At 53.5% G+C, this 18,643-nt stretch carries 19 protein-coding genes and 1 pseudogene; 6 read left to right on the forward strand and 14 right to left on the reverse strand.

The window, feature by feature from the left end; translation table 11 throughout:
* Positions 1-188 precede the first annotated feature (188 nt).
* Positions 189-1,778: an ABC-F family ATPase gene (locus ACSQ87_RS15840; RefSeq protein WP_008149954.1), complete on the reverse strand. Its 1,590-nt coding sequence runs from the start codon at positions 1,776-1,778 to the stop codon at positions 189-191.
* A gap of 496 nt (positions 1,779-2,274) precedes the next feature.
* Here ACSQ87_RS15840 and lpxO point away from each other — a divergent pair, with 496 nt between their 5' ends.
* Complete coding sequence (lpxO, locus tag ACSQ87_RS15845; protein ID WP_223432769.1) at positions 2,275-3,174, forward strand: lipid A hydroxylase LpxO; 900 nt, start codon at positions 2,275-2,277, stop codon at positions 3,172-3,174.
* Between the two features lie 119 nt (positions 3,175-3,293).
* Here the strand turns inward: lpxO and ACSQ87_RS15850 are convergent, their stop codons facing one another.
* Positions 3,294-4,154 (reverse strand): Ku protein, encoded by an 861-nt coding sequence (locus ACSQ87_RS15850; protein ID WP_223432768.1) that lies wholly within the window; start codon positions 4,152-4,154, stop codon positions 3,294-3,296.
* 203 nt (positions 4,155-4,357) lie between these two features.
* Here ACSQ87_RS15850 and ACSQ87_RS15855 point away from each other — a divergent pair, with 203 nt between their 5' ends.
* Together ACSQ87_RS15855 and ACSQ87_RS15860 are read left to right on the forward strand one after the other, a co-directional pair.
* Complete coding sequence (locus ACSQ87_RS15855) at positions 4,358-4,714, forward strand: hypothetical protein (protein WP_223432767.1); 357 nt, start codon at positions 4,358-4,360, stop codon at positions 4,712-4,714.
* A gap of 51 nt (positions 4,715-4,765) precedes the next feature.
* The gene (locus tag ACSQ87_RS15860) at positions 4,766-5,917 is read left to right on the forward strand and encodes a PQQ-dependent sugar dehydrogenase (RefSeq protein WP_223432766.1); all 1,152 of its coding nucleotides are present in this window, start codon (positions 4,766-4,768) and stop codon (positions 5,915-5,917) included.
* 164 nt (positions 5,918-6,081) lie between these two features.
* Here the strand turns inward: ACSQ87_RS15860 and ACSQ87_RS15865 are convergent, their stop codons facing one another.
* Complete coding sequence (locus ACSQ87_RS15865; protein WP_223432765.1) at positions 6,082-6,414, reverse strand: DUF2834 domain-containing protein; 333 nt, start codon at positions 6,412-6,414, stop codon at positions 6,082-6,084.
* Between the two features lie 248 nt (positions 6,415-6,662).
* On the opposite strand from ACSQ87_RS15865, the pseudogene ilvA reads away from it, so the two are divergent.
* Positions 6,663-7,658: pseudogene (gene ilvA / locus ACSQ87_RS15870) on the forward strand (threonine ammonia-lyase, biosynthetic); the annotation flags it as partial.
* A 24-nt stretch (positions 7,659-7,682) separates the two neighbouring features.
* Here the strand turns inward: ilvA and ACSQ87_RS15875 are convergent.
* Positions 7,683-7,988, reverse strand: coding sequence for an NIPSNAP family protein (locus ACSQ87_RS15875; RefSeq protein WP_149631950.1), 306 nt, complete (start codon positions 7,986-7,988; stop codon positions 7,683-7,685).
* Between the two features lie 29 nt (positions 7,989-8,017).
* Positions 8,018-8,500, reverse strand: coding sequence for a serine protease inhibitor ecotin (eco, locus tag ACSQ87_RS15880; protein WP_436273794.1), 483 nt, complete (start codon positions 8,498-8,500; stop codon positions 8,018-8,020).
* A gap of 306 nt (positions 8,501-8,806) precedes the next feature.
* Between eco and ACSQ87_RS15885 the strand changes: the two genes are divergently transcribed.
* A complete protein-coding gene (locus ACSQ87_RS15885; protein WP_223432762.1) occupies positions 8,807-9,076 on the forward strand; it encodes a DUF1652 domain-containing protein in 270 nt (89 codons plus the stop codon).
* Here the strand turns inward: ACSQ87_RS15885 and ACSQ87_RS15890 are convergent.
* Together ACSQ87_RS15890 and ACSQ87_RS15895 are read right to left on the reverse strand one after the other, a co-directional pair.
* On the reverse strand, positions 9,073-9,468 hold the full coding sequence (locus ACSQ87_RS15890; RefSeq protein WP_150655948.1) for a hypothetical protein: 396 nt from the start codon (positions 9,466-9,468) through the stop codon (positions 9,073-9,075). The two genes, ACSQ87_RS15885 and ACSQ87_RS15890, sit on opposite strands and share 4 nt — an antisense overlap.
* A 91-nt stretch (positions 9,469-9,559) precedes the next feature.
* Positions 9,560-9,829, reverse strand: coding sequence for a DUF2790 domain-containing protein (locus ACSQ87_RS15895; RefSeq protein WP_046047138.1), 270 nt, complete (start codon positions 9,827-9,829; stop codon positions 9,560-9,562).
* Positions 9,830-10,334: 505 nt separating this feature from the next.
* Here ACSQ87_RS15895 and ACSQ87_RS15900 point away from each other — a divergent pair.
* Positions 10,335-10,631: a hypothetical protein gene (locus tag ACSQ87_RS15900; protein ID WP_223432761.1), complete on the forward strand. Its 297-nt coding sequence runs from the start codon at positions 10,335-10,337 to the stop codon at positions 10,629-10,631.
* A 186-nt stretch (positions 10,632-10,817) separates the two neighbouring features.
* Here ACSQ87_RS15900 and ACSQ87_RS15905 read toward each other — a convergent pair whose 3' ends face one another.
* From ACSQ87_RS15905 to ACSQ87_RS15935, 7 genes are all read right to left on the reverse strand, one after another.
* The gene (locus ACSQ87_RS15905; RefSeq protein WP_436273795.1) at positions 10,818-11,696 is read right to left on the reverse strand and encodes a tetratricopeptide repeat protein; all 879 of its coding nucleotides are present in this window, start codon (positions 11,694-11,696) and stop codon (positions 10,818-10,820) included.
* Between the two features lie 102 nt (positions 11,697-11,798).
* Complete coding sequence (locus ACSQ87_RS15910) at positions 11,799-12,767, reverse strand: tetratricopeptide repeat protein (protein WP_223432759.1); 969 nt, start codon at positions 12,765-12,767, stop codon at positions 11,799-11,801.
* Positions 12,768-12,772: 5 nt separating this feature from the next.
* The gene (locus ACSQ87_RS15915; protein ID WP_223432758.1) at positions 12,773-13,231 is read right to left on the reverse strand and encodes a sel1 repeat family protein; all 459 of its coding nucleotides are present in this window, start codon (positions 13,229-13,231) and stop codon (positions 12,773-12,775) included.
* A complete protein-coding gene (locus ACSQ87_RS15920) occupies positions 13,224-13,619 on the reverse strand; it encodes a tetratricopeptide repeat protein (RefSeq protein WP_223432757.1) in 396 nt (131 codons plus the stop codon). The genes ACSQ87_RS15915 and ACSQ87_RS15920 overlap by 8 nt, the downstream gene beginning before the upstream one ends.
* Positions 13,601-14,080 carry a hypothetical protein gene (locus ACSQ87_RS15925; RefSeq protein ID WP_223432756.1) on the reverse strand — a complete coding sequence of 160 codons (480 nt, stop codon included), beginning with the start codon at positions 14,078-14,080 and terminating at the stop codon, positions 13,601-13,603. The genes ACSQ87_RS15920 and ACSQ87_RS15925 overlap by 19 nt, the downstream gene beginning before the upstream one ends.
* A 2-nt stretch (positions 14,081-14,082) precedes the next feature.
* Positions 14,083-15,060, reverse strand: coding sequence for a tetratricopeptide repeat protein (locus ACSQ87_RS15930; protein ID WP_317851630.1), 978 nt, complete (start codon positions 15,058-15,060; stop codon positions 14,083-14,085).
* 19 nt (positions 15,061-15,079) lie between these two features.
* A complete protein-coding gene (locus tag ACSQ87_RS15935; protein WP_436273796.1) occupies positions 15,080-18,625 on the reverse strand; it encodes a LysM peptidoglycan-binding domain-containing protein in 3,546 nt (1,181 codons plus the stop codon).
* Positions 18,626-18,643 lie beyond the last annotated feature (18 nt).

An 18,643-nucleotide genomic window follows, 5' to 3' on the forward strand; every position in this document is an offset into this window, starting at 1 on the left:
AGGAAGCAGGCTAACTATGTTCGTAGGCTTTGAGGGCCTCTTCGCGAGCAAGCCCGCTCCCACAGGGGAACGCCTTTCACATGTGGGAGCGGGCTTGCTCGCGAAGGTCTCGGCACCAAAACATCCCATGTCCCTGAAATGCAAAAAGCCCCGTCACAAGGACAGGGCTTTTTATTTATAGCGAACGCTTAGAACACAACGCCCTGGCTACGCAGGTAGTCGTCATAGGTGCCACTGAAGTCGATCACGCCGCTAGGGCTGAGTTCGATAATGCGGGTGGCCAACGACGATACGAACTCACGGTCGTGGCTGACGAAGATCAGCGTGCCCGGGTAGTTCTCCAGCGCCAGGTTCAGCGCCTCGATGGATTCCATGTCCAAGTGGTTGGTCGGTTCGTCCATGATCAGCACGTTCGGCTTTTGCAGGATCAGCTTGCCGAACAGCATGCGACCTTGCTCACCACCGGAGATGACCTTGACCGACTTGAGGATCTCGTCGTTGGAGAACAGCATACGGCCGAGGGTACCGCGAACGATTTGCTCGCCGCCCTGGGTCCATTGGCCCATCCAGTCGAACAGGTTGCAGTCGTCTTCGAAGTCGTGCGCGTGGTCCTGGGCGTAGTAGCCCAGTTCCGCGGCGTCGGTCCACTTCACAGTACCGGCATCCGGGGTCAGTTCGTTGACCAGGGTGCGCAGCAGGGTGGTTTTACCGATACCGTTCGGGCCGATGATCGCGACGCGCTCGCCAGCTTCAACCTGGAAGCTGAAGTCCTTGAACAGTGTCTTGCCATCGAAGCCTTTGGCCATGCGCTCGACGATGACCGCCTGACGGTGCAGCTTCTTGGTTTGTTCGAAACGGATGAACGGGCTCACACGGCTCGAAGGCTTGACCTCGGCCAGCTGGATCTTGTCGATCGCCTTGGCGCGGGAGGTTGCTTGCTTGGCTTTCGAGGCGTTGGCCGAGAAGCGGCTGACGAACGATTGCAGTTCCGATATCTGCGCTTTCTTCTTGGCGTTGTCCGACAGCAGTTGCTCGCGGGACTGGGTCGCCACGGTCATGTATTCGTCGTAGTTGCCCGGGAACAGGCGCAGCTCGCCGTAGTCCAGGTCAGCCATGTGGGTGCACACGCTGTTCAGGAAGTGACGGTCGTGAGAGATGATGATCATCAGGCTGGAGCGCTGGGTCAGGATGTTTTCCAGCCAGCGGATGGTGTTGATGTCCAGGTGGTTGGTCGGTTCGTCGAGCAACAACACTTCAGGATCGGAGAACAGCGCCTGAGCCAGCAATACGCGCAGTTTCCAGCCTGGGGACACTTCACTCATCGGGCCGAAGTGCTGCTCGATGCCGATACCCAGGCCCAGCAGCAATTCGCCAGCACGGGATTCGGCGGTGTAGCCGTCCATCTCAGCGAACTCGGTTTCCAGTTCAGCAACGGCCATGCCGTCTTCTTCGGTCATTTCCGGCAGCGAGTAGATGCGGTCGCGCTCGGCCTTGACCTTCCACAGCTCTTCGTGACCCATGATCACGGTATCGATCACGGTGAATTCTTCGTAGGCGAACTGGTCCTGGCGTAATTTACCCAGACGCACGTTCGGCTCGAGCATGACCTGGCCGCCGGACGGCTCGAGGTCGTCGCCGAGGATTTTCATGAAAGTCGACTTGCCGCAACCGTTGGCGCCGATCAAGCCGTAGCGGTTGCCCGCGGCGAATTTGACCGAAACGTTTTCGAATAGCGGCTTGGCGCCGAACTGCATCGTGATGTTAGCTGTAGAGATCAAAGGTTTTTCCTGCGAAGCATTCAGAGTAGCTAGGGTTGCGGCAGTACCGATTCAGTACCCGTTTCCGGTTTTCGAACCACAGGAAATGCATCCCGGTCAGAAGCGGAAGGTCCATCTGGCAATAAGTGGACAGCAGCATATGGAGCGCTTGGCCCGAGTCGAAGTGCGCTGAGACGGGGTTCATTCCCGTCATCAACCAAGGGGGGCGCGTAATGTTTGGCGGCGATTGTACTGGTCTGGCTCTTTAAACGATAGGGCGTTAAGGCCGCACGGCCACTTTGGCAGCATCAGTGGACAGATTTTCACATCTGAAGGTTAACTATTGGTTACAAACTGTGGCTAAAATGCCATCTATCACCTGATGCCGACAGGCGGCACAGGCTCAAGGACGCGCCAGTCGGGTCCGCTATCTCGTATTCAGACGCTGCACAAGTCCCTCGTGCCGATGGGCCGGCAAGGGACGCAGTTTGTTCACTTCTGACGTGTGACGATTTTTGTGAAATTGATCATTGCCGCTGTTTACGTTGCATCCATTGCGTACGTCCACTTGCGCGGACGCGTGCGCCACAAGCTGGGCCGCCAACTGAGCGACCACTCGACGTTTCTGGCGCCGATCAACTGCTTCCTTTATATGTTCTCGAAAATCCCCAACAAGCCTTATCTGAACCCGGCCGACTTTCCCGATCTGAGTCCCTTGCAGGAACATTGGGAAGAAATTCGCGCCGAGGGCCAGAACCTGCTCAGGGCCGGGGAGATCAAGCGCTCGAATCAATACGACGACGTCGGCTTCAACTCGTTCTTCAAGACGGGCTGGAAACGTTTCTACCTGAAGTGGTACGGCGACAGCCATCCTTCGGCGATGAAACTATGCCCGCGCACTACTGAACTGGTGCAAAGCATCGGCTCGATCAAGGCTGCGATGTTCGCCGAGCTGCCACCGGGTTCGAAACTGGTCCGTCACCGCGATCCGTATGCCGGTTCCTATCGCTATCACCTGGGTCTGGAAACACCGAACGATGCCGGTTGCTACATCAACGTCGATGGCGAGAACTACCACTGGCGCGACGGTGAAGCGGTCATGTTCGATGAGACCTTCATTCATTACGCCGAAAACACCACCGAGCAGAACCGCATCATTCTGTTCTGCGACGTAGAGCGGCCGATGAAGTATCGCTGGGCGGCGGCGTTCAATGGCTGGTTCAGCCGTAATGTGATGTCGGCGGCGGGCGCACCGAACGATGCGGGTGACAAGACCGGCGGTATCAACCGCTTGTTCGCCAAAATCTACAAGATTCGCCTTCGCGGCAAAGCGCTCAAGAAGCGCAACCGCAAGCTCTATTACCTCGAAAAGTGGGCGATTTTTGGTGGTTTGCTGGCGATTTTCGTTCTGATCTGAAGATTGTTTCACGGCGTATGGCCTCTTCGCGAGCAAGCCCGCTCCCACAGTTGACCGCGATCTAATGTGGGAGCGGGCTTGCTCGCGAAGAGGTCATAACATTCACCGCAAACCTTCAATCAGCCACGAGAAGTCTTCGTGGCTTTTTTCTGCGCGGCGGGTTTTGCGGCCGGCTTCGTTTTGCCCGTGCTCTTGCCCCCAAGACTACGTTTAAGCAGCTCGGTCAGATCGATAACGTCTGCGGTTTTGCGTTCCTCTTCGCCAGTCGCCGTTTCGACATCTTCGATTTTTCCTTCGTTGGCCTTTTTCTCCACCAACGCCATGATCTTGTCTTCAAAACTGTCGCGATAATCCTCGGGTTTCCAGTCTGCGCTCATGTCCTGAACCAGTCGTTTGGCCATGTCGAGTTCACCCTTGGCCAGTTCGGGCTTGGTGACTTCGCTGCCCAGCTCGAGGGTGTCCAGACTTCGCACTTCGGCGGGCCAGCGTAGCATCACCAATACCATCGCCGATTCCAGCGGCATCAGCGCGGCGAGGTGCTGGCGCGTGTGCAGCACAACATGGGCGAGGGCGACTTTGTTGGTTTTGCTTAGTGTTTCGCGCAACAGCGCATAGACCTTGCCACCGCGTTTATCCGGCGCGAGGTAGTAGGGCGTATCGATGTTTTGCAGGGGAATCTGCTCGCTGTCGACAAAGGAAAAGATGTCGATGGTTTGAGTGGACAACGGGTGCGCCGACTTGATTTCCTCTTCGCTGAGGATCACATACCGACCCTTTTCATACTGCACACCTTTAACGATGTGTTCCTTGGTCACTTCCTTGCCGGTGACCTTATTGACGCGCTTGTAGCCCACCGGGTCCATGCTGCGACTGTCGAGCCAGTCGAAATCCACCCCGTGCGAGGATGTCGCCGAGACCAGCGCCACAGGGATATGCACCAGACCGAAACTGATCGCGCCTTTCCAGATTGCCCGTGCCATGGTCGTCTTCTCGCGTGTGATGTTCAGGTGACCTGTGGCCTGGCGCAAAAGTTTCAGTGGCTTGCAGCCCGGTCTTGTGGGGGATCAGGGGCGTACTCAACTTCGTGTTACATCTTGCCGGGGAGGTTTTAGTTAACAAATTCGAACCCCGGGCGTAGCGTGATATCGAAGTTCCTATCCACGCTGATGTCGAGAGGCTCGTCATGAACAGATTTGTGCTCGGCTGCACCGCGTTGGCGTTGAGTGGCTGGCTGAGCAATCTGGCCCAGGCCGACACCGCGCCGCCACCTTCTTCACTGCTGTTGGCCCAGAGCCCGACAGGCAACGCCAGCAATCCTTACAACAGCCCGATTCGCCGGGCCAATCCCAACAGCATGCAAGGCACGCAACCCAGCGCGCCGGTCATCCGTGGGCCGAACACAGTGCCCGTGCCGCGGCCACCGACGCTTGATAATGGTGGCATCGGCAACCGCTATCCCCAAGGTCGGGAGCCTCCCGCCACTCCACCGAAATTCATTCCCAATCCACCTCATCGAGACGCAGACACCAACTACCGTTGAACGGCACGGCAGCGTTCTTGCCAGCCATTCGAACGACAAAAGGAATCGTGCATGTCGCGTAAAACCCTTCTGGCCACACTGTGTGCCAGCGCACTGATCACCGCCGCGGCGCCCGTTTTCGCGGCGCCGACCCAGAACCTGAAAAGCGAACAGGGCACCCTTGAGGTGACGACAATGACCAAGGGGCTCGAACATCCCTGGGCCTTGGCGTTTCTTCCCGATCGCCAAGGGATGCTGGTGACCGAACGGCCCGGCAACCTGCGGGTTGTCAGCGCCGACGGTAAACTTTCCGCACCGCTCAGTGGCGTGCCGAAGGTCTGGGCCAAGGGGCAGGGCGGCTTGCTGGATGTGGTGTTGTCGCCCGACTTCAGGCAAGACCGCACGGTCTATCTGTCGTATGCCGAAGGCGGTGGTGAGGGCGGCAAGGCCGGGACGGCGGTTGGTCGCGGACGTCTGTCTGACGACCTGACGGGCATAAAGGATTTCAAAGTGATCTTTCGCCAGGAGCCCAAGCTTTCGGTCGGTAACCACTTTGGTTCGCGCCTGGTGTTCGACCGTGACGGCTACCTGTTCATCACCCTTGGCGAGAACAACGACCGGCCGACTGCCCAAGACCTCGACAAGCTGCAAGGCAAGGTGGTGCGGATCTACCCGGACGGCAAGGTGCCGGACGACAACCCCTTTGTCGGTCAGGCCGGCGTACGCCCGGAAATCTGGTCCTACGGCCAGCGCAATCCACAAGGCGCGGCGCTCAATCCCTGGACCGGCACCCTTTGGGAAAACGAACACGGTCCCCTGGGTGGCGATGAAATCAACATCATCGAACGTGGCAAGAACTACGGCTGGCCGATGGCAACCCATGGCATCAACTATTCCGGCCAGCCGATTCCGGAAGCCAAGGGCAAGACCGCCGAAGGCACCGTCGCCCCGCGCCACGTCTGGGAAAAGTCCCCCGGCCTCAGCGGCATGGCGTTCTACGACGCTGACCGCTTCAAGGCCTGGCAGCACAACGTGTTTATCGGCGCGTTAGTGAGCCAGGAGTTGATCCGCTTGCAGTTCGATGGCGACAAGGTCGTTCACGAAGAGCGATTGCTGGGCGAACTCAACAAGCGCATTCGCGATGTGCGGCAAGGCCCGGACGGGTACTTGTATGTGCTGACCGATGAGGACGATGGAGCCCTGTACAAGATTGGACTGAAGTAACCGACACCTGTAGCAGCTGCCGAAGGCTGCGTCCGGCTGCGTAGCAGTCGTAAATCCAGACACCTCGGTCTGACTGAGCTGCCGCATTGGATGATTTTACGACTGCTACGCAGCCGGACGCAGCCTTCGGCAGCTGCTACATCTATGGGGGCTCGGGCTCGGGCTCAGGCGGTTGGCAAATTGACTGCCTTTCTCCGATCCTGCAACCCACGCACCACCAAGTACAACAGTGGCCCGATGGAGACGAAAACTGCGGTGATCAAAAGGTAGGGAACCACCGACCACCCCGACTGCCCCCGCTTGCGCGCATCGGTGTACATCCAGATGCCCGCGAGCGTCGCCAGCAGGTACAAATCAATCACCACCTGCGCCGTGTCGGGGCGCGACATCAGGCTGATGCCGAAGTCGATCAATGACTGTTCGGCCTGAAGCATCACCGAAACGGTGTAGCCGGCGAACGCAATCAGGGTAATGAGGGGCAGGGCGACAGACTTCATGGTTTCCTTCCTTGGGACGATGAGCGTAGTCGTCAGCCTACAGAGGTCGAGGAAAATTGGCCATTGACTTGCCATCAGCGTCCGGCTAATTTCCGGACATGACTTCCACTGTATTGCGCTGCCAGCCAAGCATTATTACCGCCATTCCTTATTTGGCGGGCTAGCTCACGACTGCAGCACCCAACCCGCCCTAGAGGCGGGTTTTTACTTTCTGCCTCCTGGGCTCCGATCAACGTCAGGAGACGACCATGAGCACGACCACCGCCCAGCAGACCTTGCTTGAGCACTACGTGAAAAAGATCCTCGCCGCGCCGGTGTATGAGCTCGCGGTGCGTACGCCGTTGCAACCGGCGCCAGCATTGTCCGAGGCGCTCGGCAATCAGATCCTGCTCAAACGCGAAGACCTGCAACCGACCTTTTCCTTCAAGATCCGCGGTGCCTACAACAAACTGGTGCAACTGAGCGATGAGCAAAAGGCTCGCGGGGTGATCACCGCTTCGGCGGGCAATCATGCTCAGGGCGTGGCGCTGGCGGCGCGTGAACTGGGCATTGCGGCGACCATCGTCATGCCGCGTACGACGCCAGAACTGAAGGTGCATGGCGTACGCAGTCGGGGCGCCGACGCTGTGCTGCATGGTGAGAGCTTTCCGTTTGCCCTGGACTATGCGCTGAACCTGGCGCGGCAAACCGGTCGCACCTTTGTCTCGCCCTTCGACGACCCGGACGTGATCGCGGGGCAGGGCACCGTCGCCATGGAAATCCTGCGTCAGCATCAAGGTCCGCTGGACGCGATCTTCGTCCCGGTGGGAGGTGGCGGCCTGATCGCCGGCATCGCGGCGTACGTCAAATACCTGCGACCTGAAGTCCGCATCATCGGCGTCGAGTCGGAGCATTCCGCCTGTTTGTATGCGGCATTACAGGCCGACGAGCGAGTTGTCCTGCCGAACGTAGGCACTTTCGCCGACGGTGTCGCCGTCGCCCAGATCGGTGCTTATGGTTTCGAGGTCTGCCAGTTTTGTGTCGATGAGGTGTTGACGGTCAGCAACGACGAGCTCTGCGCCGCCATCAAGAATATCTACGACGATACCCGCTCGATCACAGAACCTTCCGGCGCCTTGGCCGTGGCCGGAATCAAAAAATACGTGGCGCAAACCGATGCCCGTGGTCAGACACTGGTAGCGATCGACTCGGGCGCCAACATCAATTTCGATAGTTTGCGCCATGTGGCCGAGCGCGCCGCATTGAGCGGCGCCCCGGCGTGAGCGGTATCAGGCCAGCAGCGGGCGCAGGAAGGTCCGCTCGTAACTGACGATAAACTTCTTCTCGACCAGCGAAGCTACGAGCGCGGCGCTTTCGGCGTCAGTCATCGCGACATGCCGGTAGCTTTCGTAGTCCGCCAGCGAAGGAAAGCTGAACAGGCAGTAGGCGATATTGCTCGCACCCTCGGAAGGCAGGAAATACCCGTGGTGCGTGCCGCCCAAACGCTCGACGATGCCGAGCCAGGCTTTGGCGTAGGCTTCGAATTCGCTGAGTTGATACGGATCGATCACATATTTGACGTGGCAGGTAATCAAAGTGGCGCTCCTGTAGAGGGACAGAACGGTTATTCCTGGGCGGCTTTCTCGACCTTGCCCGACGCCGACCAGATCCGGTAGCGAACTTCGACGTCTTTCGGTACATAGAGCACGATCGGCAGTTTGCTGTTGTAGCGCAGCATGAAACCGTCACCGACCACCGGCACAAAGTCCTTTTTACTCTTGCCGTCCGGGCAGGCCATCATCGTACTCATCGGACCGATGACTTTTTCCAGTCGGTAGAACGGGTAACCCCAGCCTTCGAGGTTTTTCTCCTCGAGAATGCCGCCCAGGCGTTGGCGATTACAGTCAACGGTCAGGGTTTTGCCGGCGAGGATTTCGACCTGGTAGCCGTCTTCCTGAGTCTGTGGGGCAAGGTGAATGACCTGACGGGTGAAACCGCTTTCGGGCTTCGGAAACGGCGCAACCTCTTCGAGTTTCGCGGCGTGAGCGATGGTCGACAGCCCGGCAAAAATCAGCCCGACGGTAGTGATACAGGTCAAAGAACCCATGATGCCTCCTTGCGTGCGAGTGGGGTCAGCGGAAACTGATTTGATTGGCCGCATTCTTACTGGCGTCGTCGGCCAATGCAAACGTGTCGCTGGATGTATGCACATTGCAGGGGCACCACAGCGCCTTTCTTGCAGAGTGCATGAGGCCATTTAGCAGTCGTTTGGCTAAATCCTTGATTTACCGATGAGCTGCAGGGCGAAATTCTGGGCATGTTTTATGCTGTAGCTGGTCTTGAGCTGACCGGAGATTTCATTGAGTCAGTATCGATAGTTGATTGGCAGTCTCATATTAAGGAGAGGGTCGCCATGTTTCTTTCTGCCTTGGAGCTTCGCAATATCATTGAAAGCAGTTTTTTGCCGAAACGTTGTCAATGCACGCTGTCGCCGGACCTGTCGATGACCGTCAAGGTGTATTCCGATCGTCAAACCGATCACCTCGATCTCATGGTGACTGGAATAAATGCCAAACAGCTAAATGGTTGCCGAGAAATCAATAACCTGATCGCTGGACTGCGCTCTGACATGCAGCACCAGACCATTGCCCAGACGCTGCATCCAGACAGAAAATCGCTTTAACCCACGGTTTCGAGTTCCATCGACACGCGCTTGGTCTGGAGAAACGCCAGACCCAGTGCCAGTTCGACCACCACCGCCAGCAAAATGCCTGGACCGGCATGGCCATTGAGCCATTCGCCGAAGCCCAGTGCTGCCAGCCCCCAGCAGCCGACCATGAAACCATTGCTCAGCGCATGGCGGGTGATCGAAGGCGATTCGTTTCGAACCAGATAAAACATCACACCCAGCGCCGCGAACAGCATTGCACTGCGCCGCGCGACAACGCCGACCGCCAACGAGTATTCGATGCTCCAGATTGACAGCAACCTGTCCGGCATCAAACCCCAGACCAAGGCCAACAGAAAACACAGCGCGGCGGTAAAAGTCGATAAGGTACGAAACGATAACTGCATGGCGAATCCTTGCGGCAGTGGGGGGAGGCGCAGAGCATAGCGCCAGAACCCCTCACAGGAATACCGCAAAGTGTTGAATCAGACCTTTCAGTCAGTTCTGATAACTGCAGGCGTCGGAAAGTTTACGGTAGGAGATTTCCGCGGGCTTGCCCGAGGTGCTATCGATGTACTTCATGTCGGCTGTGACCACTTTGCAGTCCAGCGTCGACGGTTCGGTCAAGGTAATGACCTTGCCCACGTGCAGCGGCATACCGTAGTGGTACGGCACCGCCTGGGAGCTCGAAGTGTCATTGGCCTGGGCCAGGCCGGCAAACGCGGTGCAGGCGAGGGCGGTGGTGATCAGCAAGGTGCGCATGTTCATGAACGTTCTCCGATGCAGGCTTAAAGTCAGCTCGACGTTTAGTCGTCGAACCTGCCGCACTGGGCGTCAGAGAACTCTGAGGGCGTGCGGTCCAGTAAAGTTTTGGACCGCGGGGTTAAGCGATGGTTAACCCGACTCAATGCCGCCTGTCGTGAGGAGGTTTCTGACAGAGGTTTCATGTGGGTAAAAAAACTGAGGGAGGTTCGGCCCGTTCCTACACGGTCGGACTCTTTGTCGTCTTTCGCCGGCAAGCTGCCAGCGTTTACTGTTTGGCCTCGCTGCAAAATCAGCGAGCAGGTTTGGTCACCTGATTAACACTGCACATATGTGCCATCATTCGCGCTGCGGACTTCTACGTCTCGTAGTACGTTGCAATGGTGGCTGTGTGCAGGACGCTTTCGGGCGAGCCGTTTTGAGTGTTAGCGGTTGACCAAGCCTGTACACAGCCGCCTCCATCGTTTGGTCACGGTGCTGGCGATTACTAATTAATGCTCGAGTAATTACTATGCCAACGCTAAATGCATTCCCTGATCGCTATCACTCAATCAAAAGCAGCGTTACCGACACAAACCCAATGGTCATCGATACCGAGGCCAATCCCCAAGACATTCTCGAAGCCGCTTTACAGCGTGTCCGAGCCGCCAGCCAGTTACTCGAAACGCTACATTGCCAATGCTTCAAGAACGGTGATGTTCAAGATATTCCGCACATTACCCACGCGCTTTATCTGCTGACGCAAGATGGGTGCGATTTGCTGCTGGTTGCGCAGCAGCAGATGATGGGGTGGAAGGCGCCGGTCTGACGCTATACCTCAACGAACAAGCCAAGCTCCTTAGGAGCTGGCTTGTCTGGGAGGATTGAGTTATCAAGAGACTTTATCATTGGCCAAAAATTAATAGAAAAATCAGTATCCAAGTTTGTCAGGATAAATAGATATTCCGATCACGAAGATGGCTATGAAAAAATAAGCTCTCATAGTGTTAATAGTTCATAGCTTGTCAGGGAAAAACGACAGCGGAGGGTGGCTGGATTTCCAGTTCTCCAAAAAAACTTTAGCTTCTTTTATTTGCTCAGGTGACATTTTTTTCGCGATGTCGGGTAGCACGTCCTCAATATCTCGTCGAACATGTCCTCCGCCGTCAAGTTCATAAAGGAGAGAAAGCAGAGCGTATGATTTAACAAGGTCTAACTTGAATCCATAATTAGACGGATCCTCTCCCAAATAAGAGCCATATCCAAACACTCCCTCGACATATCCTGAGGCAGCAGCTTTTTCGTTCCAGAGTCTGAAACTTTCCAGATCATTTTTTTCAACTGAAACTGCTGCTAGCCCCATCATCCCTGGTGGATAGCCACCTTCCGCTGAAGCTTTCATCCAGCGCTCCACAGCCGCTAACCGACTTGCAGGGAGTAGAAAAAATCCGCCTCCTTCTTGATATTTCGTTGCTAGGCTAAATTGTGCGAGAGAAAATCCGTTTTTTGCTGATTTTTCAAGCCATTTATCATCGCCGGTAACTCTAAACATCAAATACATCGATTCTGCGTTTCCTTTCGCAGCTTCTACACTAGCGGTATCTAAAGCCATTTTTCGCCACTCACCAGGCTCCTTTCTATCTTTTGGGCAGTTACCCATAGCGACGCAGAGATCATTTGTATCTCCCGCGAGCCTTATCATTGAGTAGATATCGCCTTGAAGGGCTGACGCCTCATAGGCGTTCTTAGCTTCAGGAGTCATGTATCGTTTGCTTTTACGAATGGCCTCACCCAAATAATATTGGGCTTCGTGATCACCTGCTTGGGCCGCTAATTCAAGGAATGGCACTGCCGAGGTCGCTTTGAACTGATTGTAAAGCGTAATGCCCTGCATCTTGGCGGACTTCAGGTCCGAAGTAGGCTGCGCGTTAACTTCGAAAGATATTACGATCGCGAAGAGGGCTATGAAAAAATAAGCTCTCATAGTGTTAATAGTTCATAGCTTGTCAGGGAAGAAGGATAGTGGTGGGCGGGTTGCTTTCCATTCCGTCAGGGTTTTTTTTGATTTTTCGATCTGTTCAACAGTCATTTTTGCCGCGATTTCGGGAAGTTCGTCTTGTGCAAATTCTCGCATGCCGCCCCCACCGTCTAGTTCAAGTACCCAGGAAATGGATGCATAGGCAGTTACTAGGTCCTCCTTAAAGCCATATTCCGGCGATTGACCTGCTAAGTAAGACCCATAACCATATACAGCGCTGACATATCCAGTCATTGCAGCTTTTTCGTTCCACGACCTTAATTGCTCCCAGTCCTTTTTTCGACCCTGAATCGCGGCATACGCCAACATACCTTGAGGGTTGCCACCTTCCGCAGATGCCTTCATCCAACGTTCGACCATATCCGCGCGTTTTGACGGTGTCAGGAAGAAACCTTTACCTTCACGGTATTCCGCCGCTAGATAGTACTGCGCTAGCGCAAAACCTCCGTCTGCGGATTTTTCAAACCATTTGTCGTCTCCGGTTATCCGGTACATCAAATACATAGCCTCAGCGTCGCCTTTTTCAGCTTCTTTCGTAGCAGCCTCAAAAGCACTTTTGGACCACTCGCTTGGCGATTTTTTTTCACCTGAGCAATTGTTCATCTTAACGCAGAGATCGTTATTGCGTTGAGACAATCTTATCATTGCATATATATCACCTTGGCGAGCAGAGGCTTCATATGCGCTCTGGGCTTCTGGCGTCATATATTTGTTGTTTTTGCGTAAAGCTTCGCCCAAGTAGTACTGAGCCTCACGATCGCCAGCTTCCGAGGCAATTACCAGGAAGGGGATAGCAGTAACAGCTTTGTGCTGATTGTAGAAAGTTATCCCCTGTGTTTTTGCTGCTTGCTGTATCGAGGAAAGTTCGGCGGCTGCTGGATTCGCAAACGCAATAATCAACAGTGCGGTAAATAGACTTTTCTTCATCAATGTTAACGGCTCAATTTTTCTGGGAAAAACGACAGGGGTGGATGAGTCGCTTTCCAGTTTTTTGCAAATTCGTTAGCTTCTGAAATTTGTTCCGGTGTCATTTTTTCCGCAATTTCCGGCAGGGTTTCTTTTACGTAGACCTGTACATCTCCGCCACCGTCAAGTTCAGATAGTAGCGAGGTCAGTGCATAACCTTTAACCCTATCTAATGGGAAGTCAAAAAGCGATGGTGAATGGGCTGAATATGCGCCGTAACTGCTGACGCCTGACTTGTACCCTTTTTTAGCTGCTTCGACAATCCAATGGCGAGCGACTGTTAAATCACCTTGGTCTTCATAAATAAACGCAGCGTATTCCATCATTGCAGGGGGGTAACCTCCTTCTGCAGATAGTTTCAGCCAATTTTCAATTGCCTCATGCCGCTTCCACGGCAAGAAGAAACCGTCTCCTTGCCTAGCCATAGTTATAAACACCGGCTTCATATCCAGAAGAAGCCGCTTGCTCTACCCAATATCGGGCCTGCTCTAGATCTCCTTTTTCTCGGTATATTCCAAAGAGCTGCATCATTGCTTTAGGGTTTCCGCCTTTTGCGGAGGCCAAAAACCAAGTCTCAACCGATTGCTGGCGCTTCCAAGGTAGCAAAAAACCTTCTCCTTGACGGTCGCCGATAGCCATCCGATATTGCGCGACGGGGCTTCCAGCATTAGCAGATTTTTCTAACAATTCGGGTGTCATCTTTTCCGAGATAAGAGGAAGTTTTCCTTCGACATAAACTTTGACGTTTCCACCTCCGTCTAGCTCTTTCAGTAACGATACCAGTGCATAGCCTTTTATGAGGTCGATAACCAAGCCCGATCCAGAGAGATTTCATACATCAGATACATGGACTCAGGGTCGCCTTTTTCCACGCCGAGCAAAGCTGTTTTGTTGGCTTGTACCAACCATTCGGCGGGTGTCTTTTGTCCTGCTGGGCAGTTTTTTAATTGTTGGCAAAGGTCGCTGTTACTGCGACCTAACCGAATCATTGCGTAAATATCACCATGCGCTCCCGAAGCCTCATACCACTTCAGTGCTTCAGCATCCATGTAGCGGCTTTTCTTTCTGAGTGACTCAGCCAAATAATATTGCGCTTCGTGATCTCCCGCCTCAGCAGCAACGGCTAGAAAAGGAGTAGCAGAAATAGCTTTATATTGATTGTAAAGTATCAAGCCTTGCTTCTTGGCCAATCCTTGGGGCTGTGTAAGTTCAGTTTGGGCGTTAGCTGCAAGTGTCAGGGCTAATAGTCCAAATACAAGAAATACTTTTCCCAATGCTAACGACTCAACTTGTCAGGAAAAAACGAGAGCGGAGGGTGTGAATTCTTCCATTCAACAGCAAATTTATTTGCTTCCTTGAGTTGCTCGGGAGTCATTTTTTCTGCGATTTCTGGAAGAACTTCTTCAACATAGGTTTGAATATTTCCGCCTCCGTCTAGCTCTTTGAGCAGGGAAGTGATTGCGTAACCTTTGATCAGGTCAAGTTCGAAATCAAATAGAGAAGGAGCGTGAGCCAAATAAGCGCCGTAACTGCTCACGCCGCTTTCATATCCATGTTCGGCGGCTGCTTTGATCCAATGGCGAGCGACCGTAAGATCACCCTGGTTTTCATGAAGATAGACTGCATACTCCATCATCGCGCGTGGGTTTCCGCCCTCAGCAGATGCTTTAAACCAGTTGCCAACAGCCTCTTTGCGCTTCCAGGGAAGCAAAAATCCTTCCCCTTGTTTATCGCCAATGGCCATCCAGAATTGGGCTGTGGCATCCCCGGCATTAGCAGATTTTTCAAGCCAAGCTCGGTCCAAAGATAGTTCGTACATAATGTACATCGCTTCCGCATCACCTTGCTCTGCCTTGGGTTTCGCGAGATTAGTTGCTTCAGTCAGCCACGCTGCGGGATTTTTCTTTGCTGCAGGGCAGTTCTCCATAGTTTTGCAAATATCATTTCCGATCCGCCCTAGTTGGATCATTGCATAGAGATTACCTTTGTCAGCGGCCGCTTCGTACCATCTCTGAGCCTCAGAAGTCATGTAGCGGTTTTTTTTTCTCAGCGCTTCACCTAAATAATATTGAGACTCTGAGTCATCGGCTTCAGAGGCGGCAAGTAAATAAGGAATTGCTAGGGTGGTTTTATATTGATTATAAAGGATGATCCCTTTTTCTTTTGCCGTAATCTGCTCTGATGTCATAGCTGCAAAAGCTTGAAGCGACATAAATGATAAGAAAAAAATAAAAAAAACTTTGAGTTTTGTCACGGTGAAGACATCCTTTTTTCTATTGGGAAGGCCCGGTGTATGTTGCCAATCCTGTTGGGATATAATTACGTCCATGAAATTTAGTGCGTTGACAAAAATTATCAAGATTTGCACCTAGGATGGAAACATGTTTTGTATAGCGTTCGCGCATTCTGTTGTTTTCAGGTTTGGCTAAGCTCAATACAGCCTCCGCCATGAAGTTATCCAAGTTAAGGCGGTTGACGCAGTAATCCTGTCCGCTTTTCGGAGCTTTCACACCAAAGCCGTTCATTCGCATGCATATTTTTTCAAACTGACTTTGCGCTTGATCGATTGTATTTTGTTGCGTGGCATTCTTAACTATCCAGCCAAGTATGAGTTCAATTGCTTTTTGCTGAAGCAAATGCGCTTGATCCCGGTTGTATGTGCGCGTGCCTTGCGTCGATCCGTCGGAAGAAGAATTATTGGTAGTGACCGTGAATGAGCTCGCACGGCTAGTCAGGGTCATTAGCAACGGCCCTAGAGCCTCAGGAATTGCATTGATGCACCAGCTTTCCATTTCTGATGGGTTATCGTACTCGACAATTGCATCAGCAATCGGTCCGCCCTTGCCACCGCGAGTCATCGCCTCGTAGAGATTCATTACGATATCCCAGCCCATCAGGTAGACCATTTGTACGTCTAGTCCGGCAACGCCCAGCAGGTTTAGTGTGGACGCATAATCTGCTGCATCCGGTGCCATCCATAGAATCCGTTTGCCTCGCGTCTTATGCAGTTCGCGACGATACAAGTTGAGGATATCCACGACGGCCTCATAGCCAATTTCGAGCTTAAAACTGCCACTGGCCCCAGGCCCAAGCACGACCGCGGCCTTGAGATTGAGGATAAACCGTCCTTTATCCAAGGAAATTTGGGCATTCCCTTGAAAGCCTGCACCGAGTGCAGCGCCTACGGATCCATTCAGTTTGGCTAGTGTTAACCATTGGCTGGCACTCTTGGCATCTTTGCTGCTGTTGATTCCGGTCGTAGGCGCGGTGCGCAGCGCTGCGAGCTCTTTCGGGGGGGCCCAGTTCAGGGCGCCGGTGAGCTCGATTGCGGCTTGTATGCCGCCGAAGATGTTGAAACTGGCCTTGGCGCCATTTTCAATTTGTACGTTGGCAGCACGTCCACTGACCATTTGCCCTGAGGTTTTTGTCTCTGTGTAGGTGCCAGACTTGGATTTGTACTCGAGATCGGGGGTAGGGCTGGTATCCCCACTTTCGGCTTTGGCTTTTTTCATCTCCTCGTGATCTTTGCGCTCAGCTTTGGCTGAAGCATCTTCACGTTGTGCTGGTTTTACCGGGCTGAGTGTTGCGCCATATTTCATATTGCCCAGGATAGGGTTTAGCTCAACGCTACCGGCCAGCATCAATGACGCTCCCGCATACCCCCAGGCTCTTACGCCGAAATGGAAAGAGAAGCGTCCGAAATTCATGCTTTGAACTTGAGAATTGCCTTCCAGGTAGTATTCAAGGGTGGTGTCTTTGGCTTTTTCTCGCGATGGCATGTCGATTTTCATCAACTCTACCTCGCCACGCGCCAGATCAAGGCTCAAGGCGACGCTTGCAGACACTTGAAAACCTTCTGCGGCAGTAAATTTGGGGCCTTCCAGTTTTACCTCACCATGAAGCTTGGACTGTGGTGGCGTCAAGCAACGAACAAATTGCGCTTGAGGACTTTTGTCGAACAACCTCACTTCACCACGAATGCTTTTCTTGAATACCAACTGCTTGAGGTGGTCGCCCCAATCGTTAAGCGTTGCACTGTCTTCAAGTTCGGTAACCGTCCAGCCCTGTTTTTTCAGAGAGTCGTGGAATCGTTTTACTTCGAACCAGCCTTTGGCATCAAACCAGTCACCTTGGTCATCGACACAACGAGCGCCTTGAGCGATCAGCCACTGGCGAAACACTCCGCGGGCGGAATTTTTGTCGGCACCGTCGGCGCCGTTTTTGGGAAGGCTTTCGAGAACTTTTTTCGGTTGTCCCTTAGCCTTATCCAGATCCTCTTTCATGATTGTTGGTGCATCTTTGAGGTTCATCAAACTGAACCAACCTAAAGGGGTACCTTTAGTGTCAGAGCGACTGACCTCGCGCAGGGGAAAGCCGGCGTTGACCAAACGGTCTACCGGTTGCGGTTGAAATTGCTCCGGATCCCAAAGCAGATGGCGTCGAATAGGCGCAGCTGCGACGTTATTTTGGGCTTGCTCCCGCAACTTATCCTTAACTGTTTGCAAGCGGTCCCATTCTGCGCGCTCTGTGTCCACCAGACCTGCTGGTGCCTGTGCGTTCTGGCCTGTTGCTTCGATCCAGTTTTTATATTTTTCCTGCAGTCGGGAGGTGACTTCCGTTTGTTTCTTTTCTGTCTCTACGTACAACTTGAATTGCGAAATGCCTGACGGAAGATCATCCGAAATTAACGCGAACTCTGGGAGGGCGATACCGTATTCGAAAGCTTTGATAATGGCATTAGTGTATTCGTGGTAATCAAGCTTATCGGCGTTCTGATAGTACTCGACGACGTAGCCGACGAGATCCGCCGAGCAGGTGACCATGCAACTGCGCAGGTTTTCAATTTGTTGCTTATGTGCGGTAAGCGCTTTTTCGACTTCATCCACCGGGAACTGTGTGAAATCCTTATTGCTGAATAACGCCTTGCGAGCTTTCAGGTAGCTCTGGACGCGAGAGCGTGCCTCTATGGCATTTTCCGAAAACAAGGTGCCACTTTCGTAGGTGTAGCCTTGAAGCTCCGCTTCGGTAATAGCAACTCGCTTGAGTGCAGACCATTCGGCACGCAACTTATGAAAGGCGTTCACTTCATCGTTGATGTGATCTTGGGCGTCGACATCAGCGATAAGTCTTTCCATGCGCGAGTTCGCCGTTTCATCCTGGGGAATCGCTTTAGGTGCAGCTTTTTGTGATTTGGCATTGGCCTCGATCTTGCTGCGCCGAGCCATCCCAGGATCCATCTCGATGTTCTGAGCCTCTATTTCCTCCATCCGTTGGCGCTGCTCGCCCTTGAGGAAATTACTCAGCTTTGGTTCGAGGAAGTACTCAAGCAGTCCTGTGTCCTGAAGTCCCTTGATCCGCTCTTCACGGGACTTGGTCGGTGCAATTTGCTTTTCCAGCGCATGCATGGCCTCTTTCATTGACGCAGCCGCGCGCTCGGGCAACAACCAAAACTGTTGTTCATCTGTTGCATAGATAGCAGTGGCGTAGGTATCGGAACAAGGCTTTGGATGTGGCTTGAAAGTCGTTGTGCAGGACTCCGAAAAGTCCTTGGGCGGGTTCAGTGTGGTGACTTCTTTTGTTGAAGTTGGAGCGTCCGCCTTTGCGGTTGGTGTCGCAGACGCCGCTGGAGCCGCTGTCGATTGCGCGGCAGAACCCACCTGAGCACTCTTGGGAACACTAAGATTCCAACCCGGCTTAATCGCATTCGGGTTGGTAATGAAGGGATTCATCTGGCGCAGTTGCGCAACATTGGTGTTGTAGCGAGTAGCAATCTGGTTGAGTGTTTCACCAGGATTGACTGAATGATTGGTAATTTCCATGATGCTTCCGTTCTGTTG

It is taken from the genome of Pseudomonas sp. LjRoot277, from assembly GCF_964253845.1.
Taxonomy (GTDB): Bacteria; Pseudomonadota; Gammaproteobacteria; order Pseudomonadales; family Pseudomonadaceae; genus Aquipseudomonas.

Bases quoted from the DNA above. Each gene is read 5' to 3' on its own strand.
- ACSQ87_RS15850 (WP_223432768.1), bottom strand. From the start codon at position 4,154: ATGGCACGGGCAATCTGGAAAGGCGCGATCAGTTTCGGTCTGGTGCAT.
- ACSQ87_RS15855 (WP_223432767.1), top strand. From the start codon at position 4,358: ATGAACAGATTTGTGCTCGGCTGCACCGCGTTGGCGTTGAGTGGCTGG.
- ACSQ87_RS15860 (WP_223432766.1), top strand. From the start codon at position 4,766: ATGTCGCGTAAAACCCTTCTGGCCACACTGTGTGCCAGCGCACTGATC.
- ACSQ87_RS15865 (WP_223432765.1), bottom strand. From the start codon at position 6,414: ATGAAGTCTGTCGCCCTGCCCCTCATTACCCTGATTGCGTTCGCCGGC.
- eco (WP_436273794.1), bottom strand. From the start codon at position 8,500: ATGGGTTCTTTGACCTGTATCACTACCGTCGGGCTGATTTTTGCCGGG.
- ACSQ87_RS15885 (WP_223432762.1), top strand. From the start codon at position 8,807: ATGTTTCTTTCTGCCTTGGAGCTTCGCAATATCATTGAAAGCAGTTTT.
- ACSQ87_RS15890 (WP_150655948.1), bottom strand. From the start codon at position 9,468: ATGCAGTTATCGTTTCGTACCTTATCGACTTTTACCGCCGCGCTGTGT.
- ACSQ87_RS15895 (WP_046047138.1), bottom strand. From the start codon at position 9,829: ATGAACATGCGCACCTTGCTGATCACCACCGCCCTCGCCTGCACCGCG.
- ACSQ87_RS15900 (WP_223432761.1), top strand. From the start codon at position 10,335: ATGCCAACGCTAAATGCATTCCCTGATCGCTATCACTCAATCAAAAGC.
- ACSQ87_RS15905 (WP_436273795.1), bottom strand. From the start codon at position 11,696: ATGCAGGGCATTACGCTTTACAATCAGTTCAAAGCGACCTCGGCAGTG.
- ACSQ87_RS15910 (WP_223432759.1), bottom strand. From the start codon at position 12,767: ATGAAGAAAAGTCTATTTACCGCACTGTTGATTATTGCGTTTGCGAAT.
- ACSQ87_RS15915 (WP_223432758.1), bottom strand. From the start codon at position 13,231: ATGGCTAGGCAAGGAGACGGTTTCTTCTTGCCGTGGAAGCGGCATGAG.
- ACSQ87_RS15935 (WP_436273796.1), bottom strand. From the start codon at position 18,625: ATGGAAATTACCAATCATTCAGTCAATCCTGGTGAAACACTCAACCAG.